Genomic DNA, 12,486 nt, shown 5'->3' on the forward strand with positions numbered 1-12,486 from the left:
CATGGCCGACAACATCGCGACGCGTCGGTCCATGCCCTTGCGGCTGTTCCTGTGGGGGGTTGTCCTGCTGTGGCTGATGCTGGCGGCGTTTCCGTTTTTGTGGACGCTGTGGGGGTCGTTCAAGGTGCAGGGGGATTTCTTCAGCCGGGAGGATTGGACCAATGCCCTGACCGGGGTGCGCACGCTGGCCGAGACGGGGGGCTATTTCACCGGTGGCGGCTATGCGGGCGCCTGGGTGCAGGAGGAGTTCTGGCGCGCGGGCCTGAACACGATGATCGTGACCCTGTCGGTGGTGGCGATCTCGCTGACCTTCGGCACGCTGGGGGGCTATGCGCTCAGCCGGTCGTCGTTCAAATACACGTTCTGGATCCTGATGGCGGCGCTGATCTTTCGGGCGATGCCCCATATCACGCTGGTCTCGGGGTATCTCTTGCCGTTTTTCGAGCTCAATATCTGGGGGATCCTGCCGACGACGATCATCGTGTTGGTGGCGATCAACCAGCCCTTCACCCTGTGGATGCTGCGGTCGTTTTTCATGAACATTCCCAAGGACCTGGACGAGAGTGCCATGGTCGATGGCTGCACCCGGTTTCAGGCGTTTCGGCGGGTGATCATCCCGGTGATGTGGCCCGGCGTGATCACCACGGGGCTGTTTTCCTTCCTGCTGGCCTATAACGATTTCGCGGTGACCGCGACGCTTCTGAGCCAGGACAACCAGACGATGATCCCTAAGATCGCCAGTTTCCTCGGCACCACGCAGCAGGAGGGCAACGTGATGTTTGCCGTGTCGGCGGTGGTGTCGGCCACGGCGCCGTTGTTCATCCTGGTGTTGTTCTTCCAGCGCCAGATCGTGAGTGGGCTGACCGCCGGGGCGGTGAAGGGATGAGCGGGGCAGGGTGGGCGATGATGGGCGAAAGGGGAGGCCGCGATGGCTGAGATCCGGCTGAACCATGTGCAGAAACGCTGGGGCTCCTTCGTCGGGGTGGAGGATTTCCACCTGACGATCCCGGATCGCGAGTTCCTGGTGCTGCTGGGCCCGTCGGGCTGTGGCAAGACCACGACCATGCGCATGATCGCGGGGCTGGAGGAGCCGAGTTCGGGGGAGATCTGGATCGGGGACCGGATGGTCAACGCGCTCGACCCCAAGGACCGGGATGTGGCGATGGTGTTCCAGAGCTACGGGCTCTATCCGAACATGAATGTCTACGAGAACATCCGGTTTCCGCTGAAGGTTCGCAAGGTGCCGGAGGTCGAACACGAGGCGCGGGTGATGCGGGCTTCGGCCATGGTGGAGCTCGACGATTTCCTGCATCGCAAGCCCGCGGCGCTCTCGGGCGGGCAGCGGCAGCGGGTGGCGCTGGCGCGCGCCATCGTGCGCGAGCCGAACGTGTTCCTGATGGACGAGCCCCTGTCGAACCTCGATGCCAAGCTGCGGGTCAGCACGCGCGCGCAGATCAAGAACCTCAGCCACGAATTGCAGGTCACGACGATCTACGTCACCCATGACCAGATCGAGGCGATGACCCTGGCGGACCGGGTGGTGGTGATGTCGGCAGGCGTGGTGCAGCAGGTCGGCACCCCGATGGAGATCTACGACCGGCCCGCAAACACCTTCGTGGCGAGTTTCATCGGCTCGCCGGCGATGAACCTGATGGAGGGGGCGGTGACGGATGGCACCTTCCATGGCGACCGAGTGGCGATCGCGGGGCTGTCGGGGGCTGCGGGGCGGGTGACGCTGGGTTTTCGGGCCGAGGATGCGCAGGTGGTCGACAGCGACGGGCAGATCGCGGCGCCGGTCTATTCCATGGAGTTGTTGGGGGATGCGACCATGGTGACGGTGAAGGCGGGCGGAACGCTGGTGGCCGTGAAGGCGCCCAAGGAGTTTCGGGCAGAGATCGGCGCGCCGGTGCAGATCCGCATTCCGACAGGGATCTGTCACCTGTTTGATGCGCAAACGGGGGTGCACCTGTGAGCGGGGCGCGTCCGGAGCAGGCGGTTCTGAGCCGGGACACGGACATGAGCCGGACCGCCGCGACCCGCGCGGTGATCGAGGGGATGGTCGACGGGCTGAACGATCACAGGATCGCGGATATCGGGGAGTTTTTCGCCGAGGGCTTCGGCTGGCATGGCAACCGGGGGTGCGGGACCAAGCGGGGTCTGCGGGAGTTTCAGGAGAACTGGCAGAAACCGTTCCAGGCGGCGTTTTCCGACAAGGTCTGCATCGACGAGGCGCGGCTCTACATGGGCGAGTGGGCGGCGGCCTTCGGGCGGCAGGAGGCGGTGCATTCGGGCACGTTCATGGGGATCGCGCCCACGGGCAAGCGGGTGGAGATCCGCTACATGGATTTCTGGAAGGTGGTGGACGGCAAGATCGTCGACAACTGGGTCATGGTAGATTTTCCCCATGTGCTGGCGCAGCTGGGCCGGGACGTCTTCGCGGGCGAGGGCTGGGAGGCGTTCGACCGGGGCGAGAAGGTGCCGCCGGCCCCTTAGGCGAGGAACACGCCGAGGATCACCACCATAAGCCCCAGCGCGGAGACCGCGAGCGCGCCGAGGTTCAGCGCCACGGCCTTCTGCAGGCGCGCCTTGAGTTCCGCGTCCGACAGGCCCGCGCGTTTGGCGCGCGCCACCTCGACGATGCAATAGATCAGCCCGATCAGCCCCAGAACCGTGATCATCGCCCCGACGGGCACCAGGTAAGCCATATCCGCGCTCCGCTTGCAGGTGGTTTGCGCGCGGGGTAGCGCGCCCGGGCGGGGGGTGCAAGGTCGGGGGCGGAAACGGTCTTGAAGCGGGCGCGCGCACGCGCTACGCCTGCCGCCTGCAACCGCGAGACAGGGAGATGGGCAGGATGAATGACGCCGTTCTGGAAGAGCACTCGGGCACGCCCGACAGCTACAAGGTGACCGCCGGAGAATTGCGGCAGTTCGTCGAGCGGATCGAACGTCTCGACCAGGAAAAGAAGGACATCGCCGAGCAGCAGAAAGAGGTGATGGCCGAGGCCAAGGCGCGCGGCTACGACACCAAGGTGATGCGCAAGCTCATCGCCTTGCGCAAGCGCGACCCCGACGATATCTCCGAAGAGGAGGCGGTGCTGGAGCTTTACAAGGAAGCGCTCGGCATGCGCTGAGGCCGCGCGGGGCGGATCAGGGCCGGATCACCGTGATATCGGGCAGGGTCATGATGTCTTCGAGATCCTCTTCATAGACCATGTCGAGCGCCTCGATCCGTTCCTGGGTCCAGCCGGGCAGATTGTAATCCACCTCCATCTCCTCGGTGTTGCCGAACCGGTCGAGGAAGGAGATCGCGGCCCAGCGCCGTTGGGCCACGGTGATCTGCGGGTGGTGGTCGAGATAGGCCAGGTAGCGTTTCAGCCCGTCCTCGCTCAGTACCGCGCGCAGGCGGGCATGTTGCCCCTTCAGGTCGGTCTGCGCGGGCATCCCGGCCACCTCGGTCAGGACCTCGGGCCAGATCAGGGGCGTATCCTCGTTGCACCAGGCGGTGATCGGTGCATCCGGCACCGCGAAGCGCAACCGTCGGATCACGTCGAACCAGCTCAGTTCATCGAGGTTGATGCCGTTCAGGAACGCCGGGAAGTCGCCTTTGCCGCAGCGGTCGAACAGGGCCGGGACGAGGGTCGCGGGGCTGCGCAGGCCGATATGGAACGATACCTCCTGGCTGGGAAAGACATTGCGCAGCCAGGCGGCCTTCTGCTCCATCTTGCCGTAGAAGGCGGCGTCGTCGAAGACCACCTGGGGCACGCAGATGAAATTCTCGCTCGACATCACAAGGCGGCGTCCGTCCATGCCGTTGAGGATCGCCTCCAGCACCGCCTCTTCGCCCGCCGGGTCCGATTGCGCGCCCTGCAGGCGGCGCACGGCCTCGCGCAGGACGGTGCGGTACTGATCGGCCGACGGTGCCAACACGCCGTTCTGCGCCAGAAGGCCCGCGTTCTGCCGCAGGCAGCTCAGAAGAAGGTCGTCATCCGTACTGTGGGCTCCGATGTGAAAAGCGATCTGCATGGGGTATCCAGGGTTTTGTCGGGCAAGTCTTCGCCCATTTTCCTTTCATTGTCATTAACTTCGATGGGGCGTGATCGCGGCCTTGCGAAACGACGCGCGGCGCTGGAAAATTGACCCGGCGGGCAGGCAGGGTCTTGCCATGGCGGGCCAGCGGCGATACTCACTCCGCGGCGCCCCTATAGCTCAGCTGGTAGAGCAACTGATTTGTAATCAGTAGGTCCGCGGTTCGAGTCCGTGTGGGGGCACCATTTTCCCGGATATCTGGGGGATCTGTGCGCGTTCTGCCTTTCGGGCGGGCACCGCGGGCTTGGCTGTGTGCGTCGTCGGGTCGAAAGCCAATGAGAGAGCCTCGGCCAGCTTTCGAGGCGGTCCCGTCGGATGCGGGGGCTATGGCCTGGGTCTGGGGGGCGGCGTGCGCATCAGGGGGCCGCTAGGCGGCGACCCGATCTAAGCGTTGCCAGTTCGCTTCGGCAGAAATCGCGGGTTTCAAGGTCCGCGACATATAGACGTTTCCTATAGCTCTGATAACGCGGCAGAGACTTCCGCCTTTCCCCTGTTCGAACGCATGCTTCGCCCCACTGAGCGATCGTCTTTCGACGGTTGGACCGGTTTGGGGAGGAAATCATGAGAATGCGAATTTTGGCATCTTTGGGGTTGGTGTCGACCTTGATGATAAACACTGCCGCGATGGCAGAGGGCCTCGAAGAGTTGCCGCCGAAGCTTCAGGCCGCCTATCAGGGGGTCGACGAGGGCCAGCCGATCGGGACGTCGGCCTATCGCGACTGGACGCCTCGGTCCGGTCCGCCCTGGACCATCGGCTATGCAAGCTCCTATGCCGGCAACACGTGGCGCGCAGAGGGCTTGAGCCGTCTGACCGAGGATTTGCTGCCGGTTTACAGGCAGGCGGGGCTGGTTGACGAGATCATCGTCACGCAATCGGATCTCAACGACGCGCGCCAGATCCAGCAGATCCGACAGCTTGTGGACCAGGGCGTGGATGCGATCATCGTGTGCTGCTCGAACCCGGTCGCCCTGAACAAGGCCGTCGAATATGCCTACTCCAAGGGTGTCGTGGTGTTTTCCTATTCGGGCTATCTGACGTCGGACAAGGCGCTGAACGCCTCGTCGAACTATACGCTGGGCGGCTATGAAATCGCCAAGGCGATGATCGAGGAAGTGGGCGGCGAGGGGAACTTCCTGCTGGTGTCGGGGATCGCGGGCGCGGCCTCTTCGGAGAGCTTCGACACCGGCGCCATGCGCGCCTTGGAGGAGTTTCCGAACGCCAAGCTGGTTGGCCAGGTCTGGGGCAACTGGACCGACCAAGTCGCCCAGACCGAGGTTCAGAAGTTCCTCGCAACCAACCCCGCGCGGATTGACGGGATCATCGCGCAGGGCTCCCAGGAAACCGGTGTGCTGAAGGCGGTGTTGCAGTCGGGCCGCGAGGTGATGCCGATCTCGCTGGCAGGCTCGGCCGGAGCGGCTTGCTATCTAAAGCAGAACCCCGATTGGATCAGCCATGCGTTCCAGATCTGGCCCCCGGGCGACGAGATGGAACTGGGCTTCAACTCGGTGATCCGCACGCTGCAGAACCAGGGTCCCAAACTGCAATCGATCCTGCGCGGGGTCTACCGGCTGCCCGCGGCGGAATACGTGGCGAGCCTGGGCGATGACTGCTCGGTCGACTCGACCGCGTACATCCAGCCGGGCATCGACGTCTGGTTCCCCGACGACAAGGCCGCCGGCTACTTCCTGCGGCCGGAAAACCCGCTCGATTGGGCCGCCAAGAACGTCAACTGAGGCAGATCGCTCCCGGGGGATGTCCCCGGGGGCGGATCACCAAGAGGCACAGCAGCATGTCAGCGATTTCCCTGTCGGATATCCATATGTCGTTCGGCGAAACGCGTGCGCTGGAGGGGGCTTCGCTGCAAGCCGATCTTGGCGAAATACACGCGATCGTGGGCGAGAACGGCAGCGGCAAGAGCACCCTGGCGAAGATCATGTCCGGGGTCATCCTGCCGGACAGCGGCGAGATCGACATCTTGGGTGTCCGCCCGACCCGACCCTCCGACGCCATCGCGGCAGGCATCTCGACCATCTATCAGGAGATTTTCGTCGCAGAAGACCTGTCGATATGGGAGAACATCTTTGCCGGGGTCGACGGGCTGTGGCGCAAGAGGTGCCGCACGTCTGAAAAGAAGGCTCTGGCGCGCGATGTCCTCAAGCGGCTGGCGGAGGTCGATATCGACCCGGACACACCGGTGTCGGACCTGCCGCTGAACCTCAAGCAGTGGATCGTGATCGCCAGGGCCATCCTGCAAAAGCCGCGGGTTCTGATTTTCGACGAAAGCTCTGCCGCGCTGGACCTCGACGCGACGAACCGGTTGCACCTGGAGATGCTCGCGCTCCGGGAGGCGGGGTCGTGCATCATCCTCGTCACCCATCGGATTGCCGAGCTGGTCAAGATCACGGACAGGGCGACGGTTCTCAGGGATGGCAAGACGGTGGGTCGGCTGGAAAAGGGCGAAGTCACCGAAGACAGGCTTCTGCAGCTGATGTCGGCCGACACGCGGCATAACGCCCTCGGGTCACGGGCGCGGACCGTGGTGCCGGCAGCGCAGAAACCCGCGTTGGAGGCACGCCGGATGCGGCTGCCCGGCGGTGGGGCGCCGATCGATTTCAAGATCCATCCCGGCGAGATCGTGGGGCTTTCCGGTCTCGATGGTGCGGGGCAGTCGGAGTTCCTGCGCAGGCTGGCAGGTATCGATCCCGCGCCTTCCGGGACGGTGCGGGTCTGGGACAAATCGACCGAGTGGCGTTCGATCACCTGCCTGGCCGAGGCAGAGGCGGCGGCTATCACCTATGTGTCCGGGGACCGCAAGAAGGAAGGCATTTTTCCGAACCTGTCGATCTTCGAGAATTTCGCGATGCCGCTTTATGGGCGCCATTCCGGTCGGGGCGGTATGATAGACACGGAGACCTTGCATGCGTGCTTCGCCCAGGAGGAGGCGCGCTTGTCGATCAAGCACGGGGCGCGTCAGGATCGCATCACGACGCTCTCGGGAGGCAACCAGCAGAAGGTGCTGATTGCGCGCGCCTTTGCGCAGAACCCGCGCGTGATCCTGCTCAACGATCCGGCGCGGGGCGTGGATATCGGGACCAAGCAGGATCTCTATACTCATTTGCGCGCTTTCGCCTCCGAGGGTGGAGCGGTCGTCTACCTGTCCACCGAGATCGAGGAATTCTTCGACTTCGCGGATCGTGCGGACGTGTTCTTCGAAGGCAGCCTGTTTGCCAGTTTCGAGCAGGGCGGCATCACGCAAGACAACATTTTGGCCGCGATGTTCGGCAAGTCGCACCCGATCGAATTCGACGAGACCGTCAGAGCGGGAGGGCGGATGTGATGGAAGGCCTTGTCAGCCGCAACCGTCATCTTCTGGTGCCCTTCGGACTGGTGCTTGTCCTTGGCGTCATCGCGGCGGTCCGGGCGCCGCAGACCTTTACCTATGTTGGGCTGGCCGGGGCGTTGCTGGTCGCGGCACCGCTGATCCTCGCCGCCATTGCGATCACGCCTATCGCCATTGCCGGGCGCGGTGGTGTGGATTTGTCCATCGGTCCGCTGATCGGGTTCGTGAACGTCACGATCGTCGTGTGGCTGACCGGGAACGGCATCACCCATCCGGTGCTGGTCTTCGCCTATGCGATCCTTGCCGCGTGTGCCTGGCAGGCGCTGCTTGCTGCACTGATCATTCACGTGCGGATATCTCCGATCATCGCGTCGCTGGCCGGGTTCATGATCTTGTCGGGGGTCAATCTCGTGATCCTGTCGCGTCCGGGCGGTTTCGCCCCGGAATGGCTGGGCAACTGGGGGTGGGGCACGGAACTGCTGAGCCCGGTTCTGTACATCCTGGTCGCGGCCTGCGTGATCTGGGCGCTTTTCTCGCGCACGCCGCTCTTTCAGCATATTCGGTTGATGGGTGCGGATGAGCGCACGGCCTATACCAGTGGCGTCGACATCGTCAAAGCCCGCTACGCCGCCCATCTTCTGGCGGGTGTGTTCGCGGGGTTGGCGGCGCTGTGCCTGACCGGGTTGATCGGATCGGGCGATCCGACCCAGGGCAACACCCTGACCCTGCAGGCGATCACGGCGCTCGTTCTGGGGGGCACGTCGCTGTCCGGTGGCAAGGGTGGTATCACCGGGTCCATTCTGGGCGCGCTTGCCATGTACCTGGTTTTCGTCGTGCTGTCCTCGTTCAACTTCGGCGCGATCTCGGGGTTCATGACGCAGCTTTTCTATGGGCTAATGCTCGTGATCTCGCTCATGCTGGCGCTGGTCACATCGCGCCGTCGGGTCGCGGCGGTGTGATGGACTGGCCTTTTCCCACTGCAGATACAGGAGCGCACGCCATGTCACGCAGACCGAAAAGACTGCGCGCGGAACATCGGGGCCTCGTTCTGGGAAGTCTTCTTCTGGTCGCGCTGTTCACCGCCGCGTCGATCCTGGTGGAGGGCTTTGCCTCGGCAAACAACATCCGGTCGATCCTGCTGCTGGCGGCTTTCCTCGGGCTCGCGGCCCTGGGGCAGACCATGGTGGCCACGGTGGGGGGGCTCGATCTGTCGATCCCCTTCGTGATCGGCGCTTCCAATATTCTTCTGGCCTATCTTTTCGGCACAAGCCTGCCTGCGCCCCTCGCCATTCTCTGCATTCTCGCGATGGGGGCGCTGATCGGGGTTCTGAACGGTGTGATGAGCTACCGGATCCAGGGCCAGGCATTGATCCTGACCCTGGGCGTGGGGTTTGCCGTAGTGGGCGGTGCCCAGATTTTCACGAGCCTGGGGTCGCAGTTCTCGGGCACGGTCTTCAGCCAGGTGCCCGGGTGGTTTTCAAACATCGCCTCGATCAGCGGGACGACCTTCGGGCTGAAACTGCCGCCGGTCATCCTGATCTGGGCCGCGATTGCGGCAAGCCTGATCTTCTGGATCAACCGGACCCGTGCGGGCCGCGCGATCTATGCCATCGGCGGCAATAGGACGGCGGCGGCCCGGCTGCGCATCTCTGAGTTCCGGGTCTGGGTGTCGACGTACACGATTTCGGGCCTGACGGCGGCGGCCACGGGGTGCCTGCTGCTGGGGTTTTCGGGGGGCGGTTTCGTGGGCGTGGGCGACCCGTATCTGTTCACCACCGTCGCCGCGGTCGTGGTGGGGGGCACCTCCCTGCTGGGCGGGACGGGCGGTTACGGCGCCACGGTGATCGGTGTGTTGGTCTTGCAGGTCTTGACCTCTTTCCTCGTCGGCATGGGCTTGGACTACGCCGCGCAACAGACGGTTTTCGGGCTGCTGATCCTGCCGATGGTGGCGCTTTATGCCCGCGCACCACACATCCGCTATCAAATCTAGACCAAAGGGAGACACGGCATGAACGTACAAACAGGTTTCGCACAGGACGTTCGGGTGGATTTCACGGGGCCTTACCGGCACGCCATCAACGGGGCGCTGGTCGACAGTGCCGGGAGCTTCGAGGTGTTCAACCCGGCCACCGACGAGGTGGTGGCACACGCCCCCAACGCGTCACGGGATCAGGTGGAGCAGGCCATCGCCGCGGCAAAGGCTGCGCAACCGGGCTGGGCCGCGCTGAGCCAGGACGAACGCGGGGCTTATATCGCGGCCTATGCGGACGCTCTGGACGCGCACAAGCAGGAGTTGATCACGCTGCTGACGACCGAGCAGGGCAAGCCGCGCCATTCGATGGCGACCACGGAGGTCGAGTACGCCATCTTTTGGGTCCGCGAAGTCGCCAAGCGGCGGCTCGAAGACGAGGTTATCGAGGACACGCCCGAGCATACGGTGAAGGTTGCGCACACGCCCCTGGGCGTGGTGGGCGCGATCACGCCGTGGAATTTTCCCGTGCTGCTGGGCCTGTGGAAGATCGCGCCGTGTCTCGTCACCGGCAACACGATGGTGATGAAACCCTCGCCCTACACTCCCCTCTGCACGCTGCGCTTTGGCGAGATCGCGCAGCAGGTGTTCCCGGCGGGGGTACTCAACGTCGTGGCGGGGGGCAACGAACAGGGGGCCTGGTTGACCGAGCATCCCGATATCGCGAAAATTTCGTTCACCGGGTCGACGGCGACGGGCCGGAAGGTCATGGCGTCTTCGTCGTGCAACCTCAAGCGGATCACGCTGGAGCTTGGCGGCAACGATCCGGCGATCCTTTTGCCCGGCACGGACTACAAGCCGCTGATCCCCACGCTGTTCGACGCGGCCTATGGCAACTCCGGTCAGTGGTGCATCGCGGTCAAGCGCCTCTATGTCCACGAGAGCCTCTATGACGATTTCCTGCGGGATTTCGTCGCCCATGCGGCGGAAAAGACCGTCGGCAACGGCATGGACCCCAACACTGATCTCGGCCCGATCCAGAACAAGATGCAATACGGCAAGCTCAAGGATCTGTTCGCCGATGTGAAGGCGCAGGGTCTGTCGGTGCCGCTGGGGGGTGAGATCCCCGATGGTCCGGGGAATTTCGTGCCGATCACCATTGTGGACAATCCCCCGAAAGACAGCCGTGTCGTGCGCGAAGAACCGTTTGGCCCGATCCTGCCGATCATCAAGTGGTCGGACCTGGACGAGGTCGTGCGCGATGCAAATGACACGGAATTCGGTCTTGCCGCGTCGGTCTGGGGGCCGGATCGCGACACGGCGATCGGGGTTGCAAACAGACTGGAGGCGGGCACTGTCTGGGTGAACGAGATCCACATTCACGGAATCGATATCCCCTTCGGTGGACACAAGCAGTCGGGCATGGGGGTAGAGAACGGGCAGGAAGGTTTGAAGGAGTTCACCAACACCAAGACCTATATGTTCAGGAAGTAGTGCAAGACACGGCTAGGCGGCCCGCCCGTTCGGGCCGCCTGTGAGCCGCCAGGGACCATGATGACGCAAGCCACAGTTCTGAAACCCGATGACATCGTCGAAACCGTACGCGCGGCGCTGCAATACATCGCCGTTTATCATGCCCCCGACTACCTGGCGCATCTGGCCAGCGCCTATGCCCGTGAGCAGAGCCCCGCCGCGAAGGCGGCGATGGGGCAGATCCTGGAAAGTTCGCGCCTGGCTGCACTGGGGCGACGGCCGATTTGCCAGGACACGGGCATGGTGACGGTCTTTGCGCGGTTGGGACAATCGGCGATGATCGCCGGGGACCGGACCTTGTACGAGTTGGTCAACGAGGGCGTGCGCCTGGCCTACCTGGATGCGGGCAATCCCTTGCGGGCCTCGATGGTGGCAGACCCGCTTTTAGAGCGCAGAAACACCGGCGACAACACCCCCGCCGTCACCCATGTGGAGCTCACGCGGGGCAATAAGTTGGAGCTCTTGATTGCGGCCAAGGGCGGTGGGTCCGAGAACAAGGCGCGCTACACGATGCTCAACCCGGCGGCCTCGGTTGAAGACTGGGTTGTCTCGACGATCGAAGGGCTGGGGGCCGGGTGGTGTCCGCCCGGCCTGGTGGGCGTCGGCGTCGGGGGCAGCGCGGAGCAGGCTATGCTGATCGCCAAGCGCGCGGTCATGGAGGAAATCGACATGTCCGACCTGCTGGCCCGCGGCGCGTCCACACCGCTCGAGGAGATGCGCGTGCGGCTCTACCACCGCATAAACGCGCTCGGGATCGGGGCACAGGGTCTTGGCGGCTTGACCACGGTGGTCGATGTGAAACTGGCCACCGCGCCCACGCATGCCGCGTCCAAGCCTGTGGCGCTGGTGCCGCAATGCGCCGCGAACCGACATGCGAAGGTCGTGATGGATGGCAGCGGTCCGGCCTATCTCGATGCGCCCGATCTGGCTGCCTGGCCGCGGATCGAGGGGTCGGAAATGGCGGGTCTGCGCCGGGTGAACGTGGACAGGCTCACGCGTGAGGAGATGGCCGGATGGGCCCCGGGCGAGACGCTGCTGCTGTCGGGCCGGATCCTGACCGGGCGCGACGCGGCCCACAAGCGCATGGCCGACATGCTGGCGCGTGGAGAAGAGTTGCCGGTGTCGTTGCGGGGACGGGTGATCTATTATGTCGGGCCGGTGGACCCGGTGGATGGGGAGGCGGTCGGACCCGCCGGTCCCACTACCGCCACACGCATGGATCCGTTCACCAGCGACATGCTGGGCCAGGGTCTGTTTGCCATGATCGGCAAGGCCGAGCGGGGCGCGGAGACCGTCCGGGACATAGCGCGCCACAAGGCCGCCTACCTGATCGCGGTAGGTGGCGCCGCGGTCCTGGTGGCAAAGGCGATCCGGTCCTCGAAGGTGCTGGCGTTCGAGGATTTGGGCATGGAGGCGATCCGGGAGTTCACGGTCGAGGACATGCCAGTCATGGTGGCGGTCACGACGCAAGGGGCGGCGATCCATCAGACCGGACCTGCGGCTTGGAGAGGTGCCCAGCAGAGCGCTCCGGCGTGACGCCGGAGCGATGAGAGGCGTG

The 12,486-nt window shown here is 64.3% G+C and carries 12 protein-coding genes and 1 tRNA gene; 11 read left to right on the plus strand and 2 right to left on the minus strand.

Going from position 1 to position 12,486, the window contains the following annotated elements:
* The first annotated feature begins 1 nt into the window (after position 1).
* From DSHI_RS07205 to DSHI_RS07215, 3 genes are read left to right on the plus strand one after another with little or no spacing between them, the layout of a single operon-like run.
* Positions 2-886 carry a carbohydrate ABC transporter permease gene (locus DSHI_RS07205; protein WP_012178087.1) on the plus strand — a complete coding sequence of 295 codons (885 nt, stop codon included), beginning with the start codon at positions 2-4 and terminating at the stop codon, positions 884-886.
* A 42-nt stretch (positions 887-928) separates the two neighbouring features.
* Complete coding sequence (locus tag DSHI_RS07210) at positions 929-1,972, plus strand: ABC transporter ATP-binding protein (protein WP_012178088.1); 1,044 nt, start codon at positions 929-931, stop codon at positions 1,970-1,972.
* Positions 1,969-2,493 carry an ester cyclase gene (locus tag DSHI_RS07215; RefSeq protein ID WP_012178089.1) on the plus strand — a complete coding sequence of 175 codons (525 nt, stop codon included), beginning with the start codon at positions 1,969-1,971 and terminating at the stop codon, positions 2,491-2,493. The genes DSHI_RS07210 and DSHI_RS07215 overlap by 4 nt, the downstream gene beginning before the upstream one ends.
* Here DSHI_RS07215 and DSHI_RS07220 read toward each other — a convergent pair.
* Positions 2,490-2,705 carry a hypothetical protein gene (locus DSHI_RS07220; protein ID WP_012178090.1) on the minus strand — a complete coding sequence of 72 codons (216 nt, stop codon included), beginning with the start codon at positions 2,703-2,705 and terminating at the stop codon, positions 2,490-2,492. The genes DSHI_RS07215 and DSHI_RS07220 overlap by 4 nt on opposite strands.
* 146 nt (positions 2,706-2,851) lie before the next feature.
* On the opposite strand from DSHI_RS07220, the gene DSHI_RS07225 reads away from it, so the two are divergent.
* Positions 2,852-3,130, plus strand: a complete 279-nt coding sequence (locus DSHI_RS07225; protein ID WP_012178091.1) for a DUF2312 domain-containing protein — start codon at positions 2,852-2,854, stop codon at positions 3,128-3,130.
* A 16-nt stretch (positions 3,131-3,146) separates the two neighbouring features.
* On the opposite strand, the gene DSHI_RS07230 is transcribed toward DSHI_RS07225, so the two are convergent.
* Entirely contained in the window at positions 3,147-4,022 is an 876-nt protein-coding gene (locus DSHI_RS07230; RefSeq protein ID WP_012178092.1) for a hypothetical protein, read from the minus strand.
* Between the two features lie 172 nt (positions 4,023-4,194).
* Here DSHI_RS07230 and DSHI_RS07235 point away from each other — a divergent pair.
* The 7 genes from DSHI_RS07235 (at position 4,195) to DSHI_RS07265 (ending at position 12,464) form a co-directional block, all read left to right on the plus strand.
* Positions 4,195-4,270: transfer RNA gene (locus tag DSHI_RS07235), tRNA-Thr, on the plus strand.
* Between the two features lie 421 nt (positions 4,271-4,691).
* Positions 4,692-5,819 carry an ABC transporter substrate-binding protein gene (locus DSHI_RS07240; protein ID WP_203426314.1) on the plus strand — a complete coding sequence of 376 codons (1,128 nt, stop codon included), beginning with the start codon at positions 4,692-4,694 and terminating at the stop codon, positions 5,817-5,819.
* 56 nt (positions 5,820-5,875) lie between these two features.
* A complete protein-coding gene (locus tag DSHI_RS07245) occupies positions 5,876-7,423 on the plus strand; it encodes a sugar ABC transporter ATP-binding protein (RefSeq protein WP_012178094.1) in 1,548 nt (515 codons plus the stop codon).
* Positions 7,423-8,385 carry an ABC transporter permease gene (locus DSHI_RS07250; protein WP_012178095.1) on the plus strand — a complete coding sequence of 321 codons (963 nt, stop codon included), beginning with the start codon at positions 7,423-7,425 and terminating at the stop codon, positions 8,383-8,385. The genes DSHI_RS07245 and DSHI_RS07250 overlap by 1 nt, the downstream gene beginning before the upstream one ends.
* Before the next feature lie 41 nt (positions 8,386-8,426).
* On the plus strand, positions 8,427-9,416 hold the full coding sequence (locus DSHI_RS07255) for an ABC transporter permease (protein WP_044027675.1): 990 nt from the start codon (positions 8,427-8,429) through the stop codon (positions 9,414-9,416).
* Between the two features lie 18 nt (positions 9,417-9,434).
* Complete coding sequence (locus tag DSHI_RS07260) at positions 9,435-10,889, plus strand: aldehyde dehydrogenase family protein (RefSeq protein WP_012178097.1); 1,455 nt, start codon at positions 9,435-9,437, stop codon at positions 10,887-10,889.
* Positions 10,890-10,949: 60 nt separating this feature from the next.
* On the plus strand, positions 10,950-12,464 hold the full coding sequence (locus DSHI_RS07265) for a fumarate hydratase (protein ID WP_012178098.1): 1,515 nt from the start codon (positions 10,950-10,952) through the stop codon (positions 12,462-12,464).
* Positions 12,465-12,486: the final 22 nt, after the last annotated feature.

Origin of the sequence: Dinoroseobacter shibae DFL 12 = DSM 16493 (assembly GCF_000018145.1) — a bacterium.
Classification (GTDB): domain Bacteria; phylum Pseudomonadota; class Alphaproteobacteria; order Rhodobacterales; family Rhodobacteraceae; genus Dinoroseobacter; species Dinoroseobacter shibae.